The following is a 25,328-nucleotide window of genomic DNA, read 5'->3' on the forward strand; positions in this document are numbered from 1 at the left end:
TGTTGGCGCATCCTGTCGACGCGCTATCTCGGTAGGCGTGTGTTTCAGGGGGGAGAATTTCGTGGCTGCTGGCGATGACGCGCGTCCATACGGGCGCCGGACGCGAACCGTGGTCAATCTGCTCGTGGTGGTGCTGGTGGTCGCGGTGTTCGGTCCGACCGCGGCCCAGGTGACGCCGCCGCTGTTCGGCGACCTGCCCGCGCTGGCCGACGCGCTGTCGCTGGCGCCGAAGCAGCGCCCGGGCTCGGCCGACGATCCCGCGACCCGGCAGCCGGGCGAGCACGACCACATCGTGGCCACCGGGGCCGGCAACCAGCAGGCCGCCCGCGGGCTGCGGGCCGACTACCCGTCGATCAAGTTCCCGGCGGCCGCGCCGAAGCCCAACACCGCCAGTGCCACCAACGGTCAGAGCGCGGTGCGCGGCTTCGATCCCGCCACCAGCAAGGAAGTTCCCACCGAGAGCGGCCGGAACCAGACGACGTACCGCAACACCGACGGCACCGAGACCACGGCGTTCAGCAAGGACCCGGTCAACTACCGCAAGCCCGACGGCAGCTGGCAGGCGATCGACACCACCCTGGTGTCGGACAACGACGGCTGGCGCAACGCCTCAGACGAGGTCTCCTCGCGTTTCGCCGGCCACGCCGGCGGCAGCGGCATGGTCAGCTTCGGCCTCGACGGCGACCACGTGTTCGCGTACGGCCTCGACGGTGCGCAGCCGGTCTCCGGTCAGACTCAGGGCAGCGCCGTCACCTACCCCCGTGTCCTGGCCGACACCGACCTGCGCCTGGACGTAAAGCCCGGCGGGGTGAAGGAATCGCTGGTGCTGGCCTCGCGTAACGCACCGCACAGCTTCCTGTTCCCGTTGCAGCTCAGGGGTTTGACCGCGAAGCTGGTGGACGGCCGGGTCGCGCTGGTCGACGCCGCCGGCAAGGAGCGAGCGAGCATCCCGGCCGGCTCGATGTCCGACGCCAGCCGCAACCCGCACACCGGCGATCCCGCCAGCTCCACCGGCGTGAGCTACCACCTGGCGCCCGGCGGCCTGCGGGTCGACCTGGACCAGAACTGGCTCAACGACCCGGCCCGCCAGTACCCGGTGGTGGTCGACCCGTCGGTGGACAGCCCGAACGCCAGCGCCGCGATGTACACCCAGAACGGCGTCCAGAACGACGGCGGCACCGAGCTGAAGACCGGCTTCGACGGTGACGACAACCTGCACACCGCCACGTACCTGAAGTTCGACGGCATCGAGAGCCGGCTGCGCAACGAGAAGATCTTCGGCGCGCAGCTGTACCTGGTGAACGACTGGTCCTGGTCGTGCCAGCCGAAGCCGGTGTCCGTGCACGCGGTCAACTCGGAGTGGAGCGGCAACCCGAGTGTCGGCCCCGAGCTCGCCGAGTCCTCCTTCGCCCACGGCTACATCGCCTCCGGACAGAGTCGATCCGACTGCCCGGTGGCCGGCGAGGGCATCGACCTCGGCCCGGCCGGCCGGGACGTGGTGCAGGCGTGGGTCAACGGCACCATGACCAACCACGGCCTGGCCGTGCGGGCCTCCGACACCGACAGCTACGGCTGGAAGAAGTTCACCGGCGCCTCGACCGCCAACCCGCCCAAGCTGTTCGTCACGCACACGCCGTACAACGCCGACTACAACATCACCCAGCCGGTGCCGACCCCGCCGGTCACCCGCACCACGAGCGGCCAGATCAAGATCACGGTCACCAACCGCGGCCTGGAGACCTGGACGCCGACCACGTACAAGCTGGGCTACCGCGTCTACACCAGTGCCGGCCGCCCGGTCGCCTCCAAGGAGGCGGCGACGCTGCCCGGCAACGTCGCCCGCGGCCAGTCGGTGAGCCTGGACGCGACCATCCAGGCGCTCGATCCCGGCGACTACTACCTCGACTTCAGCATGCTCAAGGTGGGCGGCCCGTTCTTCACCGACGAGCAGATCCCACCGGCGCGGCTGGTGATGCGGGTCTACAACATCCCGCCGGTCGTGCGCGCCCAGTACCCGCCCAACGGCTACTCCGCGCCGACGCTGACGCCACAGCTGTGGGCCGACGCGGTCAAGATCGACGCCCCGCCCAACACCTCGTTGCAGTACCGGTTCGAGGTCTGCGCGCAGGACAGCGCCGGCAACCCGACCGGCTGCTTCGACTCCGGCCACATTCCGTCCGACACCTGGACCGTGCCGGCCGGCAAACTCAGCTGGAGCAAGGCGTACGTGTGGCGGGCCTTCGCGTTCGACGGCACCGACGAGAGCCAGACGCTGCCCTACAGCGCGTTGCTGACCGCGGTGCCGCAGCCGGAGATCACCTCGCACCTGGGCAACGCCCCGTACAGCACCGACAGCAACGACTTCGACCCACAGGTCGGCAACTTCTACCGGAGCGCGCTGGACGCGGCGCTGGCGTTCACCGGACCGCAGATCTCCGTCGCACGCACGTACAACAGCCTGGATCCCCGGCGCGCCAACGCCTTCGGCGCAGGCTGGGCGACCCAGTACGACATGTCCGTGGTGCCGGACAACGACAACTCCGGCAACGTCGTGGTCACCTATCCCGACGGGCAGCAGGTGCGGTTCGGCCTCAACCCGGACGGCACGTACGCGCCGCCGGACGGCCGGTACGCCTCGCTGACCCACCCCAGCGACACCGTGTGGGACCTCGTCGACAAGTCCGCCACCAAGTACGAGTTCGTGGCCGACAAGCTGTCCTCGATCGCCGACAGCCAGGGCCGCACGATCGTGCTCACCTACACCGGCGGCAAGCTCGCCGCGGTGCGGCGTCCGTCGCCGCAGCCCGGTCAGACCGGGCTGGGCCTGGCCTTCACGTGGGCCGGCGCGCACGTCACCGCGGTCACCGTCGAGCAGGCCAGCGGCACGGCGCCGACCTGGAGCTACAGCTACGACGGCGACAAACTGACCAAGGTCTGCGACCCGCTGTCCGACTGCACGACCTACAACTACGAGGCGGGCTCGCATTACCGCAGCGCCGTGCTGGACGGCAAGCCCGACTCGTACTGGCGGCTGGGCGACAGCTCCGGCCCGGACGCCCGCAGCGAGGTCGGCGTCAACCTCGGCGCCGACAAGGGGACGTACAAGAACGTCACGCTCGGCGCGGCCGGCCCGGTCGCCGGCTCGTCCGCCGCCACCTTCGACGGCACGTCGTCGGCGGTCACGCTGCCGGCCGGGACCCTGCGCAAGGACCGGAACCTGGCCGTGTCGCTGTGGTTCCGGACCGCGAAGTCCGGGCCGTTGGTCGCGTACCAGAACCAGCCGCTGGGCGGGGACAAGGCGCCGACCGCCGCCGTGCCGATGCTCTACGTGGGCACCGACGGCAAGCTGCGCGGGCAGCTCTGGACCGGCCACGTCGCGCCGATCACCACTGGCGGGACCGTCAACGACGGCAAGTGGCACCAGGTCGTGCTCACCGGCGCGATGACCACCCAGCAGATGTACCTGGACGGCACGCTGGTCGGCTCGCTCGACGGCGCCATCAACGCCCTCGACATGGACAAGAACCAGCTGGGCGCGGACTTCATCGTCAACCCGGGCGACTGGCCGGGCACCTCCGGCGGGCAGTGGCAGTACTACGCCGGCGATCTGGCCGAGGTCGCGTTCTACGAGCACCCGCTCGGCCAGCCGGCGGTGGCGGCGCAGTTCGCGGCGGCCGGCGGCAGCGACGAGCTCGACAAGATCACCCTGCCCAGCGGCAAGATCGGCGCGGCGGCGACCTACGACGTCACCAACGACCGGGTGCGCCAGTACACCGACGCGAACGGCGGCGTGTGGACGCTGGCCGTGCCGACCACCACCGGCTCCGCCGACAATCCGATCAAGGTCGCGTCGGTGCGCGACCCGGCCGGCCGCCCGCACGAGTACGACTACGACCCGCTGCGCGGCCGCATCGTGCGGTCCATCGCCCCGCTGGGCCAGGGCGTGCGGCCGGAGGACACGCCGGGCGCGACCACCACGACCACACCCACCCCGACCGACACCTGCACCACACCGACCGACGGCGGCCCGATCTTCTGCGGCGGCCCGGTCGGCGGCGACCCCACCTGGGTCGGCGGCCCGGTCGCGGGTGAGGGCGTGCGCACGTACTCGTACGACTCGAGCGGCTTCCAGAACACCATCACCGACGAGAACGGCGACCAGGTCACTCTCGCCTACGACAAGCGCGGCAACGTCGTCTCCAAGAAGACGTGCCGCACTGCGCAGACCGACTGCCAGACCGCGTACGTCGACTACTTCCTCAACGCCGACAGCGCGACCGATCCGCGCAACGACAAGCCGGTCGCGACCAGGGACGCGCGGTCGGCGAACGCGACCGACTCCACGTACCTGACGTCCGTGTCCTACACCGCGACCGGTCTGCTCGACACGCAGACCACCGCCGACGGCGGCAAGGTCAAGCACACGTACACCACCGGGCGCGAGGCCATCGACCCGGCCACGGGCATGTCCGGCTCCGCGCCCGGCTTCTGCCCCTGTGTGCCGGCCGGTCTGGTGATGACCTCGACCGACGCCATGGGCGCGGTGACGACGTACAACTACTTCCTCGACGGCACGCTCGCCCAGGCCACCAGCGCGTCGGGCCTGGTCACGAAGTACACCTACGACAGCCAGGGCCGGGTGCTGACCCAGACCCAGGTCTCGGACAGCCAGCCCGCCGGTGCCACCACGCAGTTCACCTACGACGTGCTGTCCCGGATCCGTACGGTGACGCAGCCGGCCACCACCGACGCCGTCACCGGGGTCAAGCACACCGCGCGCAGCACGACCACTTACGACGCTGACGGCAATGTCGCCAAGACGGAGGTCACCGACCTCACCGGCGGCGACAAGCCCCGCTCGGTCAGCTACGAGTACGACGCGCACAATTTGGTCAGCAAGCAGACCGACGCGTTGGGCAACGCGACCAGCTACGGACACGACGCGTTCGGCAATCGCGTGTGGACGGTCGATCCCGCCGGCACCAAGACGAAGTTCCTGTACACGGCGCGCAACCAACTGGCCGAGGTGGTGCTCGTCGGGTGGACGGGCGCGGCGCTGAGCGGCGTGACCGGCAGCGGTGGCGACGGCAACGGCGACACGTCGCCGAAGGACGACTTGCCGCTGCGCTCGTATGCCTACGACCTGGGAGGGCGCTTGGTGCGTGACACCGATGCCATGGGGCGCACCACCAAATACACCTACTACAACGATGATCTGGTGCACCAGGTGATCCAGGTGGGCTTCCACTCGAACGACACCACCCGCGACATCGTGCTGCACGACTACAGCTACGACGCCGCTGGCAAGGTGGTCAAGGATGTCGCCGGCGGCGGCAAGGCCACCACGGCGACCACGTACGACGCCGTTGGGCGCATCGCCACCACCACCGTCGACCCCACCGTCCTGATGCGCAAGACGAGCTACACGTACAACCTCAACGGCGCGGTGACCAGCGTGGTGCGCACCGGCAACCGATCGAACGCCGGTCCGTTCAGCCCCGACACCGCCGAGGTCGTCGACTACGGCTACGACTCCGCCGGGCGGCAGACGAGCCAGGTGGTGCACAACAGCTCCGCGAACCTGACCACGTCGTACGCGTACGACCAGCGCGGCCTGATGACCGCCACGACCGACCCGCGGGGCAACGTCGCCAACGCCGACCGCACCGCGTTCACCACGTCGTACCGCTACGACGAACGAGGTCGGCAGATCGGCCAGACGCTGCCGCCTGTCGCCGTGGAATCCAACGGCGGCCAGCCGAGCACGCAGCGGCCGGCCACGACCGTCGGACTCGACACTTTCGGCGACCAGGTTGCGGCCAAGGACCCGGTCGGCAATATCAGTCGCGCCGAGTACGACCAGGACGGCCGGCAGGTCAGCCAGATCGCGCCGAGCTACACCGCGCCCGGCACGACCACCGCGATCACCCCGACGACGACGCTGGCGTACGACTCGCTCGGCCACGTCGTCACGGAGACCGATCCGCGCGGCAACGCCACCAAGCACGCCTACGACCAGTTGGGCCGGCTCGTGCGGACCGAAGAGCCGGGTTCGCGGGCGTCGGTGTTCCAGTACGACTACGACGGCGAGCTGCTGCAGAGCACCGTGCCCGGCGGCGCGACCACCACCGCCACGTACGACGACCTCGGTCGGATGGTCACCTCCGCGGAGTTGGAGCGGGTCCCGCAGCCCGCCGCCTACACCACCTCCTACGGCTACGACGACATCGGCCACCCGATCTCCGTGACCACCCCGGCCGGCGAGAAGTCCACGGCCACGTTTGACGGGGCCGGCGAGCAGACCAGCACCACCGACGCCGCCGGCGTTACCACCCAGTACGGCTACGACCTCGCTGGTCGCACCGTGCTCGTGTCGGATGCCTTGAGCCGCAACCACTGGACGAACTACGACCAGGCGGGCCGCGCCGTGTCCACTTCGGACTGGAAGGGTGGTAGCACCCACCTGCGCGACACGTCGGCGGCCTACGACCCGGCCGGCAACCTGCTGTCGGTCACGGACGCCCTCAACCACACGACCGCGTTCGCGTACAACGCGGCGAACCAGGTCGTGCAGCAGACCGAGCCGGTGTCCGACACGAAGTCCGTCACGACCTCGTACGGCTACGACGCGGCGGGCCGGCAGTCGCGCCTCACCGACGGCCGTGGCAACGCGACCGTCACCACGTACAACAGCCTCGGGCTGAAGGAGTCCGTCACCGAGCCGGCGACCGCCACGCAGCCGGCCGCGACCTGGACGGCCAGCTACGACGCCGCCGGCAACGTCGTCGGCGTCACCGCCCCCGGCGGCGTCGCCACCGCCAGCACGTTCGACGAGCTCAACCGGATGGTGAAGCAGACCGGCAGCGGCGCCGAGGCCGCGACCGCGGACCGGGTGCTCGGCTACGACGACGCCGGCCGGCTGACGTCGGTGTCCGCGCCAGGTGGCACGGAGACCGTCGGCTACGACGACCGGGGCGACGTCCTGTCGACCACCGGCAGCGGCGCGGACTCCACGTTCTCCTACGACGCCGACGGCCGGACGGCCACCAGGTCCGACGCCGCCGGAAAGGCCGTCTACCACTACGTGAACGGTCGGATCGCCTCCGTCCAGGACGGCATCACCGGCGTCGTGCAAACCGCGCACTACGACGCGGCCGGCGCCGTTGACAGCGTCGCCTACTCGTCCGGGCAGTCACGTGGTTACAGCTACGACGACCTGGGCCGGATCACCTCAGACACCACAAAGACCGCTGGCGGCTCGGTCCTCGCGTCCGTCAGCTACGGCTATGACGCCGCCGACAACCTCACCGAGAAGGACACCGCCGGCACCGCCGGCGCCGGCACGAACAGCTACGGCTACGACTACGCCGGTCGGATGGTCTCGTGGACCGCCGGCGGGAAGACGACCTCCTACGGCTGGGACGACGCTGGCAACCGGGTGCAGGCCGGCAGCAAGACCGCCAGCTACGACCAGCGCAACCGGCTGCTGTCCGACGGCGACTACACCTACACGTACACGCCTCGCGGCACGCTGGCGTCGCGGACCAGTTCCGGCCTGACCGAGAAGATGTCGTTCGACGCCTTCGACCGCATGGTCGGCGACGGGTCGTCGAGCTACACCTACGACGGTCTCGACCGGCTCGCCGTCCGCAATGGACAGACGTTCAGCTACTCCGGGCTGGGCGACCAGATCGCCGGCGACGGCACCAGCACCTACAGCCGCGCCCCAAGCGGCGAGCTGCTCGCTACCGGCAACGGGAACGACAAGCAGCTCACCATCTCCGACAAGCACGACGACGTGGTCGCCGGGTTCGCGCCCGGCGACGGCAACACCGGGCTGTCGCACTCCGCCGCGTACGACCCGTTCGGCCAGGTGACAGCCACCTCCGGCACGCAGCAGTCGATCGGCTTCCAGGGCGCCTACACCGATCCCGACACCGCCCAGGTGCACATGGGCGCGCGGTGGTACAACCCATCCGCCGGCGGCTTCGACTCCCGCGACAGCATCCAGATCGCCAGCGACCCGAACCGCTACAGCTACGGCCTCGGCGCTCCGACGAACTACACCGACCCCTCCGGCCACTGCCCGTGGTGTCTGATCGCGGTCGCCGTCATCGGCATCTCCTGGCTCTCCACCGCGATCTTCGCGCCGGCGCCTCCGCCGGACCCGACGGTCAGGCGCGGCAAGAAGAACATCACGTTCATCCGTCCGTGCAGCGGCAACTGCGGCGGTGGAGGCGGCAACAACCCGCCCACCCCCGGCGGTTCGCCCGGCAGTTGGGGCGGCGGCACCGGCGCCGGCAGCTGTTCCGGCTACGCGTGCGACTTCGGGCCCGCCCCCGCACCGCCCGACCCGGCGATCGCCGCGCGGCAGGCGCAGCAGCAGGCCGCCCAGAACAATCCGATTCCTGTGCCCAAGGCGTTGCAGGAGCCGCATTACACGCAGCAGGCACCGCCCGTGTCGGCGACCCCGTCGCTGCCGGCCAACCAGGTCGCGCAATCCACGAACGTCATCGCCGACAACGCCACGCAGGCGCAGCAGTTGCAACAGGCCGTCACCGGAAACCAGCCTGTGATCCAGACGGTCAAGGACGCCGGACCGTCCGACGTCGCCCCGACCGACTGCTCCACCTGCATCGGCGGCCGGGCGCCGCTCGGCGATCGGCTCGAGGCCGCCGGCCACGGCATTCTCGACACGTCAAGCCTCATTCCGGGTCTGGGCTCGATCGCCGGCGGCCTCAACGCGCTCTGGTACGGCCTCGAGGGCGACTGGGCGAATGCCGTGCCGGCCGGGGTCAGCGCCATCCCGTTCGCCAGCGACGTCAAGTTCCTCAGTTCACTGGCGGGCGACGCCGACCGGATCGCGCCCCGACTCGGCGACGATGCCGGTCCGGGTGGGGCCTGTCTGACCGGCGCGAACAGCTTCGCCGGCGACACCTCGGTCGAGATGGCCGACGGCTCGACCAAGCCCATCGATTCCGTCGAGGTCGGAGACCGGGTTCGCGCCACCGATCCCACCACCGGCAAGACCGCCGACGAGCCCGTCACCGACGTCATCGTCGGCCAGGGCCTCAAGCACCTCGTCGACGTCGACGTCACCGACGACGGCAAGTCCGGTTCCGTCACCGCCACCGACAACCACCCGTTCTGGGTGGTGGACCTCGGGCGGTGGGCGAACGCCGGTCAACTCAAGGCCGGCGAGCACCTGCTCACCGACGACGGCCGCACCGTCGTCGTCAACGGTCTGCGCACCCACGACGAGACGACGCGGGTCTACAACCTCACCGTCGACACCCTGCACACGTTCTACGTCCTCGTCGGCGCCGACCCGGTGCTGGTGCACAACTCGACGTGCATCAAGCTCTATCAGGATCTGTCCGCGGCGGAGGCCGCGAACTCCGCTGTGGACAGCCTGCGTTCGACCGGGCGGCTTCCCGCGGAGTACATCACCAAGGATGAGGCCGAGAAGCTCGGCTGGCAGCCGGGCAAGGCGCTGAACAACTACGCTCCTGGACGCCAGATCGGCGGCGACACGTACCGAAACGACGACCATCTCCTGCCCGAAGCGCCCGGCCGCACCTGGTACGAAGCCGATGTCGGCATCAGTCCGATGATGAAGCGGTCCAAGCAGCCCGGATGGCGGCTGCTGTACTCCGACGACGGATTGGCCTACGTGACCTCCGACCACTACGAGACGTTCTACCAGCTGCCGAATTGGAAGTGAGCGCATGCGAGTGGTCATCGAGGGCGCACAGATTCGCGACGTCGCGGGGCTGCACCGGGTCCTCGCCCAGGAGCTGGACTTCGGTCCGTACTACGGCGCGAACCTGTCGGCCTTGTGGGATCGCCTGTCCACCGACGTGGAGCGGCCGGTGGACATCGTGTGGCAGGACGCGGACGTCAGCCGCGACCGCTTCGGGCCAGAGGCATTCGACGCGATAGTGGCGGTGATCCGCCGGGCCGAGGAGTGGGACGTGGCGCGTGGTCACGTGGACCGGCTCACCCTCGTGGTCGAGTAGCCGCTAATGATCTCCGTGGCCGCCGTGGTTGATCACCAACCGCGGCGGCCACCTGGCATTTCGGACCACAGCCGGTTCTTGTCGGTGCGGCGGCCTAGGCTTGGTGGCGTGTCGAAGTGCACCCGAGGGGGACTGTCGAAGTGACCCAGCCCGGCCGACTGTCCGGTCTGCTGACCGCCGTGCTCGCGGACAAGTCGCTGCGTGAGGCGCTGGCGGCGGTGGACGCGCCGCGCCTGGAGTTGGAGGGACCGCCGGCGGGACGGCCGCTGTTGGTGGCAGCCCTGGCCACGGAGCGGCCGGTGCTGGCGATCACGGCCACGGGCCGCGAGTCCGAGGAGCTGGCGGCAATCGCGGCCGACCTGCTCGGCAACGACGCGGTGGAGCTGTTCCCGTCCTGGGAGACGCTGCCGCACGAGCGGCTCTCCCCCCGAGCGGACACGGTGGGCCGCCGGCTGGAGGTGCTGCGCCGCCTCGCCCATCCGGAGGAACACCCGGCGGGCCAGCTGAAGGTGGTCGTCGCGACGGTCCGCAGCCTGATCCAGCCGATGGCGCCGCAGCTGGGCGAGCTGGCCCCGGTGCACCTGGAGGTCGGCGCGGAGCACGACTTCGCCCAGCTGGTGGAGCGGCTGGCGGAGCTGGCGTACGTGCGCGTGGACATGGTGGAGAAGCGCGGCGAGTTCGCGGTCCGGGGCGGCATCCTGGACGTCTTCCCGCCCACCTCGGAGCACCCGGTGCGGGTGGAGTTCTGGGGCGACGAGGTCAGCGAGATCCGCGCCTTCTCGGTGGCGGACCAGCGCTCCCTGCCGGGCGAGATCCAGGCCTTCACGGCCCCGCCCTGCCGCGAGCTGCTGCTCACCGACGACGTCAGGACCAGGGCTGCGGCGCTGGCCGCGGACCACCAGGCGGACGCGCAGCTGGCGGAGATGCTGGACAAGCTGTCCAACGGCATCGCCGTGGAGGGCATGGAGGCACTGATCCCGGCGCTGTGCGAGGGCGAGCTCCAACTGCTCACGGAGGTCGTGCCGCAGGGCACGATCGTGCTGGTCAACGACCCGGAGAAGATCCGCACCCGGGCCCAGGACCTGGTCCGCACGGGTCAGGAGTTCCTGGAGGCCTCCTGGATGGCGGCGGCCGGCGGCGGCAAGGCGCCGATCGACCTGGGCGCCTCGGCCTACCGCGCGCTCGCCGACGTCGCGACGACCACAGTGGACAGCGGCCGGGCCTGGTGGACGCTGAGCCAGCTCACCTCGGACGCCGAAGGCGTGCTGCGCCTGGACTTCGCGCCGGTGGAGTCCTACCGCGGCGAGGTGGACCGGGCCTTCACGGACCTGCGCGCGCACACGGCGACCGGCGGCACGGCGGTCCTGGTGGTGCCGGGCACCGGCACGGCGCAGCGCGCCGTGGAGCAGATGACCGACGCCGAGGTCCCGGCCCGGCTGGCGGAGAACGGCCTGGAGACGGCGCCGGAGCCGGGCGTGGTGACGGTGGCCCGCGGCTCGATGGAGGACGGCTTCCAGGCCGGCGGCCTGGGCCTGGTGGTGCTCACCGAGACCGACCTGACCGGCGGCCGCGGCGGCACGTCCACCCGGGACATGCGCAAGATGCCGTCCCGCCGCCGCAACGCGGTCGACCCGCTGGCGCTCAAGTCCGGCGACTACGTCGTGCACGAGCAGCACGGCATCGGCCGGTACGTGGAGATGGTGCAGCGCACGGTCGCCGGCGCCACCCGCGAGTACCTGGTGCTGGAGTACGCGGCGAGCAAGCGCGGCCAGCCGGGCGACCGCCTGTTCGTGCCGACCGACCAGCTCGACGAGGTCTCCCGCTACGTCGGCGGCGAGCTGCCCACGCTGAACAAGCTCGGCGGCTCGGACTGGAAGAACACCAAGGCCAAGGCCAAGAAGGCGGTCAAGCAGATCGCCGCCGAGCTGGTGCAGCTCTACGCCGCCCGGCAGTCCGCCCCCGGCCACGCCTTCGGCGCGGACACGCCGTGGCAGCGCGAGCTGGAGGACGCCTTCCCGTTCACCGAGACGGCCGATCAGCTGGCGGCCATCGACGAGGTGAAGGGCGACATGGAGCGCGCGGTCCCGATGGACCGGGTGATCTGCGGCGACGTCGGCTACGGCAAGACCGAGATCGCGGTCCGCGCCGCGTTCAAGGCGGTGCAGGACGGCAAGCAGGTGGCCGTGCTGGTGCCGACCACGCTGCTGGCCCAGCAGCACCTGAACACCTTCGGCGAGCGGATGCGGCAGTTCCCGGTGAACGTCAAGGGCCTGTCCCGGTTCACCGACCCGTCGGAGTCGGAGAAGGTGATCGCCGGCCTGGCCGACGGCGAGGTCGACATCGTCATCGGCACCCACCGCCTGCTCCAGACCGGCCTGCGCTACAAGGACCTCGGCCTGGTCATCGTGGACGAGGAGCAGCGCTTCGGCGTCGAGCACAAGGAGCACATCAAGGCGCTGCGCACGCACGTGGACGTGCTGACCATGTCCGCGACGCCGATCCCGCGCACGCTGGAGATGAGCCTGGCCGGCATCCGCGAGATGTCGACCATCCTGACCCCGCCCGAGGAGCGGCACCCGATCCTCACCTACGTCGGCGCCTACGACGACAAGCAGGTCGGCGCGGCCATCCGCCGCGAGCTGCTGCGCGACGGCCAGGTGTTCTACGTGCACAACCGGGTGTCCTCGATCGAGCGGGCCGCCCGCCGGCTGCGCGAGCTGGTGCCGGAGGCCCGCATCGCCACCGCGCACGGCCAGATGAACGAGGACCGCCTCGAGAAGATCATCGACGGCTTCTGGGAGCGCGAGTTCGACGTCCTGGTGTGCACCACCATCGTCGAGACCGGCCTGGACATCTCCAACGCCAACACGCTCATCGTGGAGCGCGGCGACCTGCTCGGCCTGGCCCAGCTGCACCAGCTGCGCGGCCGGGTCGGCCGGGCCCGGGAACGCGGCTACGCCTACTTCCTGTACCCGCCGGACGGCACGCTCACCGAGACCGCGCACGACCGGCTGGCCACCATCGCCCAGAACACCGAGCTGGGCGCCGGCATGGCCGTGGCGATGAAGGACCTGGAGATCCGCGGCGCCGGCAACATCCTCGGCGCCGAGCAGTCCGGGCACATCGCCGGCGTCGGCTTCGACCTCTACGTGCGACTGGTCGGCGAGGCCGTGGAGGCGTTCCGCAAGCACGCCGGCGCGCCGTCCGAGGAGGACTCCGAGGAGCTGGCCGAGGTCCGGGTGGACCTGCCGGTGGACGCGCACATCCCGCACGACTACGTGCCGGGGGAGCGGCTGCGGCTGGAGGCGTACCGCAAGATCGCGGCGGCGGTCGACGAGACGTCGCTGGAGGCCGTCCGCGAGGAGCTCCAGGACCGCTACGGCCAGCCGCCGGCCCCGGTGGAGCGGCTGCTGGCGGTGGCCCGGTTCCGGCAGGCGTGCCGCCGGCACGGGGTGACCGAGGTGGCAACCCAGGCCAGCTCGATCCGGTTCGCGCCGATGGAGCTGCTGGACTCGCAGCTGGTCCGGATGAAGCGGTTGTACCCGAAGGCCATGTACAAGGCGGCCACGCACATCGTGTCGGTGCCGCGGCCGACCGAGGGTCCGGCCGGCGGCCGCATCGGCGCACCGCCGCTGCGGGACACCGAGCTCCTGGACTGGTGCGCGCACTTCATCGGGTCACTGCTCGGAAATCCGAAGCCGGTGGCGGCTGGTTGAGATCATCTTCACTGTGAGAGAGTGCGCACTGTGACGATCGCCATTCGCCGTCCCATCACCGTGCTAGCCGCCTGCGCCGCTGTCGGTGCCCTGGTCACCGGCTGTGGCGCCGGACCGGGCGGCACGGCGGCCCAGATCAGTTCCGCCGCGCTGGTCGGCGGTCACCCGGTCAGCCTTCAGACGGTGCAGCAGAACATCACCGACGTGTTGGCCGACAGCGCGGACGCGCGCAAGCTCCAGCAGCAGAAGCCGAGCGCGTTCCCGCCGGTCGCCCGCACCATCGCGCAGTACGCGGTGTGGGACGAGGTGACCAACCAGCTGGCGGCGAAGATGGGCGTCACGGTCGGCCAGGACAAGGTCGACCAGCTGTACAACCAGGTCACCGCGTCCGGCCAGTTCCCGACGCTGGGCCAGCCCTCGAACATCCCGGTCAAGGGCGACCTGCTCAAGACGTTCGCCAAGGACAACCTGCTGTGGGGCCAGCTGGGCACCAAGCAGCTCGGCAGCACCGTCTACACCCTCAGCTACGGGGCCGCGCCTGATCGAAACGGCGCGCAGCAACTGGTCGACAAGATCGTCGCGCACCCCGAGCAGCACGGGGCCATCCTCGACGCGGCGATGGTCGCCAACGGTGGCTCGACCCCGAGCGACAAGGGCAAGACGATCGACCAGACGTTCCCGGCCGCGGCCGTGCCGCAGGCCCTCCAGCCGCTGTGGGGCGCGGACGCCGGGACGGTCGTCGCCTTCCCGGTGCAGGACCAGTCCGGCAGCGGCGCGCCGAGCGTGTGGGCCGTGGTCTACGTGCAGAAGATCCAGGACAACGTGCGCTCCAGCGCCGGCGGCCAGGATCTCAGCCAGCTCGCGGGGCAGTTCGGCTTCGACATGATGGTGCGTTACGCCCAGCAGGTCGGCGTCGACCTGAACCCGCGGTTCGGCGTGTGGGAGCCGTTGATCGGCGGGGTGTCGGCCAGCGAGGGCGAGACCGCCACTCTCACCGCGAAGGTAACCTCGGCTCCGTGACCGCTGTTGTCGTCCTGCTCAGCCCCCGTCTGCCCGGCGTGCTGCCGGCCGCCGCGTTGCCCGCGCTGCGTGCCGCGACGGAGGTGTACGCCGGCAAGGACGTGCCGGAGGAGTTGCGACGGTCCCTCGGTGCGCGGGAAGTAGCCGCCGAGGAACTGTCGGCCGGCGCGGACGTGGTGCTGATCGCGGCGGACGACAGCGAGCCGGCGGCTGCCGCACTGCTGGCGGCGGGGGCGACGAAGATCGCCACGCCCGAGCCGGCCGGCGCGGGACTGCTGGACGCGGCGGCGGTGATGGACCGGCTGCGCTCGCCGGGCGGCTGCCCGTGGGACGCCGAGCAGACCCACGACTCGCTGCGGCAGTATCTGGTCGAAGAGACCTACGAGCTGCTGGAGGCAATCGAGGACGGCGACCGGGCGGCGCTGCGCGAGGAGCTCGGCGACGTGCTGTTGCAGGTTCTGTTTCACGCCCGCGTGGCGGCCGAGCACGGCGAGGACCCGTTCGACATCGACAAGGTCGCCGGCGACCTGGTGGACAAGCTCGTCGGCCGGCACCCGCACGTGTTCGCCACCGAGGAGGAGGGCTTCGAACTCGACCGGCACGACCGGCGGTGGGAGGAGCTCAAGCAGGCCGAGAAGAAGCGCGAGTCCAGTGTGGACGGTGTGGCGCTCGGCCAGCCCGCGGTGTCGCTGGCGGCCAAGCTCACCCAGCGGGTCGCCCGCGTCGGTCTGCCGGTGGACCTGCTGCCCGGCGGCGACGACACCGGCTCGACCCTGTTCGGCGTGACCGCCGTGGCCAAGCTGGCCGGCGAGGACCCGGAGAGCGAGCTGCGGTCCGTCGCCCGGCGGTTCGAGCGGGACGTGCGCGCCGCCGAGCTCTCGGCGAAGGCCGAAGGCCTGGACGCCACGCGGCTGACCGCCGAGGATTGGCGCCGGCACTGGCCGCAGGCCACGTAGCCTGGGTCGCATGGCCTACTCGACCCCACCGCGCTCGCAGGCCGAGTCGCCATCCTTTCCGACGCCGCCGCGGCGCCCCCGGCGCGGGCGCGGCGGCGAGATCGCCGGCAAGGTCTTCCTGATCGCGCTGGTCCTCGCGCTGGGCGGCGGCGCGCTGTACGCCGTGAACTGGCTGAGCCACCCCAACCCGCCGGCCCCGCCCGGGCCCACCGGCCCGCCGCCGTTCGAGGTGCCGCCGCTGGACGTGGCCAAGGACGCCACCATCCCCGGCCCGGCCATGCCGCCGGCGCCCGCCGCCGCGGCCGTGCCGAAGGAGAACCTCCAGGGCTGGGTGCACCGCGTCTCGTACTACAGCGACATTCCGGAGCGGGTGCTGCTCGCGTACGCCAACGCCGACATCGCCTACCAGGCCAAGAACCCGGCCTGCCACATCACCTGGGCCACGCTGGCGGGCGTCGGCCGCGTCGAGTCCAAGCACGGCCGCTACGGCGCCGGCAGCGTGCAGGCCAACGGCGAGGAGTCCCGGCCGATCATCGGGCCCGCGCTGGACGGCTCACCGGGCTTCCTGGCCGTGCCGGACACCGACCAGGGCGCGCTGGACGGCGACACCAAGTGGGACCACGCCGTCGGCCCCATGCAGTTCACGCCGGCGACCTGGCACCGGTGGGGCGTGCGGGCCAGCGGTGACGGCAAGCCCGCCGATCCGCAGAACATCGACGACGCCTCGATGACCGCCGCCCGCTACCTGTGCGCGATGGGCGGCGACCTGTCCGTGCCGAAGAACTGGTGGTCGGCCGTGTTGACGTACAACAACTCCACGGCCTACGGCCAGGAGGTCTTCAGCAACGCGGACGCCTACGGCAAGGTCAGCCTCGGCAAGTTGTTCTAGTTGTCCGACTGTCTCTCGTTGCGGAAGGCCAGGCGGGCGCTGACCTCGCCCAATGCCTCCTGGTACTCGGGCAGCGGGCTCATCGCCACCGCCAGCCGGAGTTTGGTGATCGCCTCGGACAACCGGCCCTGCCGTTGCAGCGTCTTGCCCAGCGCGAACAGCGAGTAGTGGTCGCTGGGGTCCATCTCGACGAGTCGGCTGAACGCCTCCTCGGCCCGCCGGAACTGGGCGGAGTTGAGGTAGGCGCGGCCCGCGAGCTGCACCACGCTGGGCAGGTCCGGTTCGGCGTCGAGCACCGGACGCAGTTCGCGCAGCGCGTCCAGCGGACGGCCGTTCGACACCAGCGCCTCGGCCCGTCGGAACGCCTCGAAGGTGCTGTCGCTCATGGTCGTTCCCACAGTACGCAAGATCGGCTGCGAGTTCGATGGACCATCCGGGGACTACCCGGGCGAGAGGTGGCGCGTGCGACCGGCGGTTTGATATATTTAACGGTCTGAGCGCGTAAGTGAATAACACGAGAAACGTGTCTTCGTGAGACAATAACGGTGAGTGAGGTCAGTTGTCAAGCCCTGCGAGTATTCCGGACACCGAGGAAATCGACCGTGAGCAGGAATACGTGTCGATGCTCTACGGCCGTCTCGACGACCTCCGGGAACAGACGTCGCGGCGGCTGGCCAGGGTGCTGCTGGAAAGCGGTGGCACGCCGCAGGCCCGCTCCGAGCGGGACACCGCCACCGCGATGCACTCCAGCGACCTCGCCCAGTACAGCGCCGTGGAGAACGGCCTGTGTTTCGGCCGCCTCGATTTCGAGGACGGCGAACACCAGCACATCGGGCGAATCGGCATCTTCCGCACCGAGGGCGACTACGAGCCCTTGCTGATGGACTGGCGCGCCCCCGCCGCGCGTCCCTTCTATCTCGCCACCGCGGCCTCCCCGGACGGCGTGACCCGCCGCCGGCACATCCGTACCCGCCGACGCAACGTCGTCGGCCTGGACGACGAGGTGTTGGACCTGGCCCAGGCCGTGCCCGGCCGCAACGAGGGCCTGGTCGGCGAGGCGACCCTGCTGGCCGCGGTCGGCGCCAGCCGCACCGGCCGGATGAGCGACATCGTCGCCACCATCCAGGCCGAGCAGGACAAGATCATCCGGTCCGAGCTGAACGGCGTGCTGGTCGTGCAGGGCGGCCCGGGCACCGGCAAGACCGCGGTGGCCCTGCACCGCGCCGCCTACCTGCTCTACACGCACCGCCGCCAGCTGGAGAAGCGCGGCGTGCTGGTGGTCGGCCCCAACTCCACCTTCCTGAACTACATCAGCCAGGTCCTGCCGTCGCTGGGCGAGACCGGCGTGCTGCTGAACACCGTCGGCGAGCTCTACCCGGGGCTCAAGGCCGTCGGCGGCGAGCCGGTCGAGGTCGGCGCGGTGAAGGGCCGCCTGGTGATGGCGGACGTGCTCGCCGCCGCCGTGCGCGACCGGCAGTGGGTGCCGCGCGACGGCATCGAGATCCCGCACGAGCGCGAGACACTGGTGCTGGACCGCAAGACGCTGGCCGACGCCCGCGGCCGGGCCCGCCGCTCGCGCCGCCCGCACAACGCGGCCCGGCCGGTGTTCGAGCGGGAGATCATCGGCGCCCTGGCGCGGCTGATCGCGCACCGGCTCGGCGCGCAGTTCCTGGACTCCGACGACGTCGCGGACATCCGCGCGGAGCTGCGTGAGGACGAGCGGGTGATGGCCGCGATCGACAAGCTGTGGCCGATCCTCACCCCGGAACAGCTGCTCACCGACCTGTACGCGTCCGAGAAGCGGCTGGGCGCCGCCGGCCGCGCGCTCTCGCCGCGGGAGCGGCAGCTGCTGCGCCGCGACCCCGGCGCGGAGTGGACGCCGGCCGACGCGCCGCTGCTGGACGAGGCCGCCGAGCTGCTCGGCGAGGACGACCGGGCGCTCAAGGCCGCCGCGGCGGCCAAGCGCCGCCAGGACCTGGCCTATGCCCAGGGCGTGCTGGACATCCTGGACCTCCAGGACGAGTCCGACCCCGATGTCCTGATGGCCGTGGACATGCTGGACGCCGACGCCCTGGTGGCCCGCGTCGCGCAGGGCGACTACCTGACCGCCGCCGAGCGTGCCGCGGACGACCGCACCTGGACCTTCGGCCACGTGATCGTGGACGAGGCGCAGGAGCTGTCGGAGATGGCGTGGCGGGTGCTGATGCGCCGCTGCCCCAGCCGATCCATGACGGTGGTCGGCGACATCGCGCAGACCGGTGACCTCGCCGGCACCTCGTCGTGGGGGCAGGTGCTCAGCCCGTACGTGGCCAACCGGTGGCGGCTGGCGGAACTCACCGTGAACTACCGGACCCCGGCGGAGATCATGGCCGTGGCCACCGACGTGCTGGCCAGCCTGGACCCGGACGCGGTGCCGCCGAGCTCGGTCCGTGACTCGGGATTGCCGCCGTGGCACGAGAAGGTCGCCGCCGACGGGCTCAAGGACGCGGTCGCCGTGGCCGTCGAACGGGAGGTCGCGCGGCTGGAGGACGGCCGGCTCGCGGTGCTGGTGCCGCGCTCGCTGGCCGGCGCGTTCGCGGTCGGCGGCGACGACCTGGAGAGCCCGGTGGTGGTGCTGACCGTCGGCCAGGCCAAGGGCCTGGAGTTCGACTCGGTGCTTCTCGTGGAGCCGGAGTCGATGTTGACGGAGTCCCCGCGCGGCGCGAACGACCTGTACGTGGCCATGACGCGTGCTACCAAGCGGCTCGGCGTGCTGCACACCGGCGAGCTGCCGGCGATCCTGTCCAAGCTAGCCTCTTTCTCCCTCGATTCAGAATGATTACGCTCATGTTTCGGCACGCGAGCGTGCCGCCTCCGGGTGATCTGCGAGCCCGGCTAGGCTGGTCGAGGGATGAGCCCCTGAACGCTGGATAGGAGCTGTTGTGGCGGTCATCGAGCAGGTCGGCGCGCGCGAGATCCTGGACTCGCGAGGCAACCCGACCGTCGAGGTAGAGGTCGCGCTGGACGACGGCACGCTGGCCCGGGCCGCGGTGCCCTCCGGCGCGTCGACCGGTGAGCACGAGGCCGTCGAGCTGCGCGACGGCGACACGACCCGGTACAACGGCAAGGGCGTGGAGAAGGCCGTCACCGCCGTCCTCGACGAGATCGGGCCCGAGCTGGTCGGCATCGAGGCCGTCGAGCAGCGGGTGGTCGACCAGAAGCTGGTCGACCTGGACGGCACTCCGGACAAGGGGCGCCTGGGCGCGAACGCCATCCTCGGCGTCTCGCTGGCGGTGGCCAAGGCCGCCGCCGAGTCCAGCGGTCTGGAGCTCTTCCGCTACCTGGGCGGCCCGAACGCGCACATCCTGCCGGTGCCGATGCTGAACATCCTCAACGGCGGGTCGCACGCGGACACCGACGTGGACATCCAGGAGTTCATGATCGCGCCGATCGGCGCCGAGTCCTTCCGCGAGGGCCTGCGCTGGGGCGTCGAGGTCTACCACGCGCTGAAGTCCGTGCTGAAGAGCAAGGGCCTGGCCACCGGCCTGGGCGACGAGGGCGGCTTCGCGCCCAACCTGTCCAGCAACCGCGAGGCGCTGGACCTGATCGCCGTGGCGATCGAGAAGGCCGGCTACAAGCTGGGCCGCGACGTGGCGCTGGCGCTGGACGTGGCCGCCACCGAGTTCTACTCGGACGGCGCCTACACCTTCGAGCAGAGCAAGCGCAGCGCGGAGCAGATGACCGCGTACTACAGCGAGCTGGTCAGCTCCTACCCGCTGGTGTCCATCGAGGACCCGCTGTCCGAGGACGACTGGGACGGCTGGGTGCAGCTGACCGCCGAGCTCGGCGACAAGGTCCAGATCGTCGGCGACGACCTGTTCGTCACCAACCCGGAGCGGCTGGAGGAGGGCATCTCCCGGCGCGCCGCCAACGCGCTGCTGGTGAAGGTCAACCAGATCGGCACGCTGTCCGAGACGCTGGACGCGGTCGCGCTGGCCACCTCCTACGGCTACCGGTCGATGATGAGCCACCGGTCCGGCGAGACCGAGGACACCACCATCGCCGACCTCGCGGTGGCCACCGGCGTCGGCCAGATCAAGACCGGCGCGCCGGCCCGCGGCGAGCGCACCGCCAAGTACAACCAGCTGCTGCGCATCGAGGAGACCCTCGGCGACGCCGCCCGCTACGCCGGCGAGCTGGCCTTCCCGCGGTTCACCGCGGAGGCCTGATCCGGGTGCCCGAGCGCGAGCACGGCCGGCAGCCGCGACGCAGGCAGGAGACTTCCGCCCAGCGTCGCGGCTCCGACCGTGCTCGCCGGGCCGCCTCGTCCGACCAGCAGCGGCCGTCCCGGTCTCCTCGGAAGCCGGCCGAGCGCACGCGCACCGGCGGCGCGTTCGGCCTGTCCGCGACGAGGCAGGCTGCCGTGCTGGCGATGGTCGTGTGCGCCCTGGCGCTGTCCGTCGCCGTGCCGCTGCGCACGTACCTGACGCAACACGCCCAGGTGCAGCAGGAGTTGGCCGCGCAGGCCCAGCTCCAGCAGCAGGAACAGCAGCTGGAGCAGCGCAAGCAGCAGTTGTCCGACCCCGCGGAGATCCAGGCCGAGGCGCGCAGCCGGCTGGGCATGGTGATGCCGGGGGAGACGCCGTACACGGTGCAGCTGCCCGGCGACGGGCAGCAGGGCGACCAGCACGGCTCGCCGCAGCAGCAGGCGGCCGACAAACCATGGTTCGAGCAGTTGTGGACATCGATCACCGGGAGTGGCTCGTGACGGCGGGGGTCAGGGAACCGATCACCGAGGCGGACCGGGAGGTGATCGCCCAGCAGCTCGGCCGGCAGCCGCGGGCCCTGCGGGCGGTGGCGCACCGTTGTCCCAGCGGTCATCCCTCCGTCGTGCAGACCGCGCCGCGGCTGGAGGACGGCACGCCGTTCCCGACGCTGTACTACCTGACCTGCCCCCGGCTGACCTCGCTGGCCAGCCGGCTGGAGGCGGCCGGCATGATGCGGGAGCAGACCGCGCGGCTGGCCGAGGACGAGGAGCTGGCCGCCCAGTACCTGGCCGCGCACCGCTCCTACCTGGCCGAACGCGACGCCATCGAGCCGCTCGGCACCGACGTCAGCGCCGGCGGCATGCCCGGCCGGGTCAAGTGCCTGCACGTGCACATCGCGCACGCCCTGGCCTGCGGACCCGGCGTCAATCCGTTCGGGGACGAGGCCCTCGCCGCGCTCGCCGAGGACTGGCCGGCCGGCGACTGCGCTTGAAATCTGTACGCCTATGACACCTTTGGTGACGCTGTGTGCACCGTTTGGGCTAGCGGTACGTCCCCGAGGTGCAAATCTCACTCAACGCAGTGACACCTGCCCGGGTGTGTAGCAGGCTGACCGTGAGCTAACGGCGTGTAGGCGACGATCGATTCAGTGGTCGGGGATCGAGACGAGGAGCGTGGATCCGCGTGGGTGTGCACAGCGTTCGAGCCCGGACTCCCAAGCCCGCGCGCGTCGCACCCCAACGCAGATGGCGGGCCGCCGCGGCCGTGACCGCGATGCTCGCGCCGCTGGTGCTCACCGGCGACGCGACGTTCGCCTGGGTCAACACCGCACACACCACGCCCATGAACCAGCCCAAGCCGCCGCCGCAGAACCCGCTCGGCGCGACCGGCCAGCTGCCTCAGGACCCCGATCCGCAGATCGGCGACCCCGCGAACACCCCGGACGCCGACGCCGCCGCGTTCGGCCTGCCCAACGGGCCATTAGGCATCCCCTCCGCCGCGCTCGAGGCGTACAAGCGGGCCGAGCAGCTCGAGGCCGCCCGCAACCCGAACTGCCACCTCGACTGGCCGCTGCTGGCCGGCATCGGCCGTATCGAGTCCAACCACGCCCGTGGCGGGGCCGTGGACGCCGCCGGCAACACCCTGTCGCCCATCCTCGGGCCCGTGCTCGACGGCAGCGGCGGTTTCGCCATGGTGCCCGATACCGACCACGGCGTGTGGGACGGCAACACCCAGTGGGACCGGGCCGTCGGCCCGATGCAGTTCATCCCGCAGACCTGGCAGCAGTACGCCGCGGTCTCCAACGCCAAGAGCTTCGGGTCCGCGAACCCGAACAACATCTACGACTCCGCCTACGCGGCCGCCAACTACCTGTGCGCCGGCGGCGGCGACATGCGCGATCCGGCGGCCCGCTCGGCCGCCGTGTACGGCTACAACCACTCCGACGCCTACGTCGCCAACGTGCTCGCGTGGGCCACGTCGTACGCGACCGGCGTGGCGTCCCTGCCGAACGACACCATCGTGCCGTTCGTGCAGCCCAGTCCGATCGGGCCGTACGTCGGCCCGCCGCCGCCTCCTCCGCCCGTGAACACCGGCGGTGGGGGTGCCAACAACGGCGGCGGGGGCGACAACGGCGGCACCAACGGTGGCGATGGCTCGACCACCACCAGCCCGACGTCGACCACCACCAGCACCTCCACGTCGACGTCCACGAGCACCACGACGCCGGGCACGAGCTCGTCCACCACCCCGTCGTCGCCGCCCAGCTCGACGCCGCCGACCAGCCCGTCGTCCACCACGCCCACGACGACCCCCGTGTGCCCGACGCCGACCACCTCGGTGACGCCGAGCAGCAGCGTCTCGCCGACCACGCCCAGCGTGCCGCCGGGCTGCCCGACGCCGACCAGCTCCACACCGCCGCCGCCTCCGTCGTCCACCTCGCCGACGCCCAGCAGCACCAAGGCCAGCTGAGCGACTAGCGTTGGCGGCATGAAGCACTCGCGGGTGGCCGCCATCGACTGTGGGACGAACTCGATCCGTCTGCTCATCGCGGACGTCACTGTCCGGGACGACGGATCGAGTTCGCTCCGCGATGTCCACCGCGAGATGCGCATCGTCCGGCTCGGGCAGGGCGTCGACGCCACCGGCCGGCTCGCGCCCGAGGCCATCGAGCGCACCCGGTCCGCGCTCGTCGACTACACCGCGCTGCTGCGCCGCAAGGGCGTCGAGGCCGTGCGCATGGTCGCCACCTCCGCCACCCGCGACGCGTCCAACCGGGACGACTTCTTCGCCATGACCCGTGAGGTGCTCGGCGTCGAGGCCGAGGTCATCTCCGGCGACGAGGAGGCCCGGCTCTCCTTCACCGGCGCCGTCGGGGACTGCGACCCCGCGGACGGTCCGTTCCTCGTCGTCGACATCGGCGGCGGCTCCACCGAGCTCGTGCTCGGCTCCGAGGACGGGGTCGAAGCCGCCAAATCCGTCGACATCGGCTGCGTCCGCATCACCGAGCGGTGTCTGGTCACCGACCCGCCCTCCGACGCCGAGGTCGCTGCCGCCACCTCCTTGGCCGGCTCCGTCCTCGCCGCTGCCTTCGACGCCGTCCCCGTCGCCAAGGCCCGCACCTGGATCGGTGTCGCCGGCACCGTCACCACCCTGTCCGCCGTCGCCCAGGACCTCCCGTCCTACGACGTGCTCGCCACCCACCTGTCGACGCTGTCCGTCGACCAGATCCACTCCGTCGGCGACCGGCTGTTGTCCATGACCCACGACGAGCGCGCCGCCGTCCCCACCATCCACCCCGGCCGGGTCGACGTCATCGGCGGCGGCGCCATCATCCTCCGTGTGCTGGCCGACCACCTCGCCGAGCACGCCGGCATCACCCAGCTCACCGTCAGCGAGAAGGACATCCTCGACGGCATAGCCCTGTCACTGGTGAAGCCCTGATGCAGGGAAGGACGCCTTGCCCTCGTTCAACGCGGGTAAGGCGTCCTTCCCTGCGTCATGCGATGTTTCTCGATCGGACGGGTGGTCGGGGTCGCGCTTTCGCTGCCTCATAGGCCATGCGCAGTTCCGTGATCACGCCGGCCGGATCGTCACGGAGGCGCGACGGGAGCGTCTGGACGACAGCTATGCCCGCGCCCGCGTACCTGGTGTTGCGCGCCACGGTTCGGGCGTAGTTTTGGCGTTGAAGTGCCAGTCGTAGGAATCGATCTCCCACGCCAGGGCCACGTCGTCCCACCAGGCGTCAGGCATTGCCACGAAGGCACCCTTCGCGTCATGTACCGGGACGTTCCACTGTGCTGAGGGCAGACCTGATTTCCGCCAGACTGCCAACCCATGCGTCTCCGCAACCGACCGTAGCCCGAGCTCCAGCTCGTGGAGCACCTGACGGGGCAACGCAGATCCGCGGCGACTGATCCCGTCGAGTTCCAGCATCAGGTCGGTGGGTACGACCCGGCCCTGCTGGACGGCCTCGGCGAGTAGCGCTCTCACCGGGTCGATCCTGCGCCATCGACGGACAGCGTCCAGCACCGCGCGATCCAGTGGCGCCACTCGGATCCCGTTGCGCACAACCGGCTCGGGCAGGTGAATCGTCCGTTCGACCAGTGCGAAGCCGGCGCTGCGGACATGCTGGTCGTGCGGGATGAGCATGTGGACGGTCTCGTCCGTCGGAAGCTGGCGCATGCCGTGCCGACGAGCAGCCTCGACGCCGGTCACCACCGCGTCCGGGCCGCCGTGCAGTAGCGCTGCTTCCACCCGCTGACGTGGTGTCGGTTGCCCGTTCGACAACATGATGATGCCGGGCAGAAGCCACCGCCACGGACCGCCGGGTTGACATCGTCGATATGAGGTGTAGTCGGGTACACCGAGCTGCACCAATGTCGAGACGCGAATCACCCCGTTGTGGCTGGCCCGGGCCAGGTCGTCAGTGCGGGCCGCCCACTCTCCTCGTTTCATGCCTCGATGCTGCCCCGCACCCCTGA

Annotated in this window: 14 protein-coding genes; 12 read left to right on the forward strand and 2 right to left on the reverse strand. The window is 70.9% G+C overall.

All coding sequences use genetic code 11. The features are described 5' to 3' along the window. Positions 1-109: 109 nt before the first annotated feature. From BCF44_RS30455 to BCF44_RS30480, 6 genes are all read left to right on the forward strand, one after another. On the forward strand, positions 110-9,724 hold the full coding sequence (locus BCF44_RS30455; protein ID WP_116177864.1) for a polymorphic toxin-type HINT domain-containing protein: 9,615 nt from the start codon (positions 110-112) through the stop codon (positions 9,722-9,724). Between the two features lie 4 nt (positions 9,725-9,728). Further along, on the forward strand, positions 9,729-10,019 hold the full coding sequence (locus tag BCF44_RS30460; protein ID WP_116177865.1) for a barstar family protein: 291 nt from the start codon (positions 9,729-9,731) through the stop codon (positions 10,017-10,019). A 140-nt stretch (positions 10,020-10,159) separates the two neighbouring features. Beyond that, a complete protein-coding gene (gene mfd / locus BCF44_RS30465) occupies positions 10,160-13,735 on the forward strand; it encodes a transcription-repair coupling factor (protein ID WP_116177866.1) in 3,576 nt (1,191 codons plus the stop codon). A gap of 21 nt (positions 13,736-13,756) precedes the next feature. Beyond that, on the forward strand, positions 13,757-14,755 hold the full coding sequence (locus BCF44_RS30470; RefSeq protein ID WP_147328698.1) for a hypothetical protein: 999 nt from the start codon (positions 13,757-13,759) through the stop codon (positions 14,753-14,755). Beyond that, on the forward strand, positions 14,752-15,711 hold the full coding sequence (locus tag BCF44_RS30475; RefSeq protein ID WP_116177868.1) for a nucleoside triphosphate pyrophosphohydrolase: 960 nt from the start codon (positions 14,752-14,754) through the stop codon (positions 15,709-15,711). The genes BCF44_RS30470 and BCF44_RS30475 overlap by 4 nt, the downstream gene beginning before the upstream one ends. A gap of 10 nt (positions 15,712-15,721) precedes the next feature. After that, complete coding sequence (locus BCF44_RS30480) at positions 15,722-16,600, forward strand: lytic transglycosylase domain-containing protein (protein WP_116177869.1); 879 nt, start codon at positions 15,722-15,724, stop codon at positions 16,598-16,600. Here the strand turns inward: BCF44_RS30480 and BCF44_RS30485 are convergent. Continuing rightward, positions 16,597-16,986 (reverse strand): tetratricopeptide repeat protein, encoded by a 390-nt coding sequence (locus tag BCF44_RS30485; RefSeq protein WP_116177870.1) that lies wholly within the window; start codon positions 16,984-16,986, stop codon positions 16,597-16,599. The two genes, BCF44_RS30480 and BCF44_RS30485, sit on opposite strands and share 4 nt — an antisense overlap. Before the next feature lie 173 nt (positions 16,987-17,159). Here BCF44_RS30485 and BCF44_RS30490 point away from each other — a divergent pair, with 173 nt between their 5' ends. From BCF44_RS30490 to BCF44_RS30515, 6 genes are all read left to right on the forward strand, one after another. Beyond that, positions 17,160-19,418: a HelD family protein gene (locus BCF44_RS30490; RefSeq protein ID WP_379799607.1), complete on the forward strand. Its 2,259-nt coding sequence runs from the start codon at positions 17,160-17,162 to the stop codon at positions 19,416-19,418. Positions 19,419-19,521: 103 nt separating this feature from the next. After that, a complete protein-coding gene (gene eno / locus BCF44_RS30495) occupies positions 19,522-20,808 on the forward strand; it encodes a phosphopyruvate hydratase (RefSeq protein ID WP_116177872.1) in 1,287 nt (428 codons plus the stop codon). A 5-nt stretch (positions 20,809-20,813) separates the two neighbouring features. Continuing rightward, entirely contained in the window at positions 20,814-21,347 is a 534-nt protein-coding gene (locus tag BCF44_RS57895; protein ID WP_246015747.1) for a septum formation initiator family protein, read from the forward strand. Continuing rightward, the gene (locus tag BCF44_RS30505; RefSeq protein ID WP_246015749.1) at positions 21,344-21,838 is read left to right on the forward strand and encodes a DUF501 domain-containing protein; all 495 of its coding nucleotides are present in this window, start codon (positions 21,344-21,346) and stop codon (positions 21,836-21,838) included. The genes BCF44_RS57895 and BCF44_RS30505 overlap by 4 nt, the downstream gene beginning before the upstream one ends. Positions 21,839-22,029: 191 nt before the next feature. Then, the gene (locus BCF44_RS55785) at positions 22,030-23,316 is read left to right on the forward strand and encodes a lytic transglycosylase domain-containing protein (RefSeq protein WP_170217835.1); all 1,287 of its coding nucleotides are present in this window, start codon (positions 22,030-22,032) and stop codon (positions 23,314-23,316) included. Between the two features lie 18 nt (positions 23,317-23,334). Then, entirely contained in the window at positions 23,335-24,288 is a 954-nt protein-coding gene (locus BCF44_RS30515) for a Ppx/GppA phosphatase family protein (protein ID WP_116177874.1), read from the forward strand. Between the two features lie 183 nt (positions 24,289-24,471). On the opposite strand, the gene BCF44_RS30520 is transcribed toward BCF44_RS30515, so the two are convergent. Continuing rightward, complete coding sequence (locus tag BCF44_RS30520) at positions 24,472-25,302, reverse strand: hypothetical protein (protein WP_342775662.1); 831 nt, start codon at positions 25,300-25,302, stop codon at positions 24,472-24,474. Positions 25,303-25,328: the final 26 nt, after the last annotated feature.

The organism is Kutzneria buriramensis (genome assembly GCF_003387475.1).
Taxonomy (GTDB): domain Bacteria; phylum Actinomycetota; class Actinomycetes; order Mycobacteriales; family Pseudonocardiaceae; genus Kutzneria; species Kutzneria buriramensis.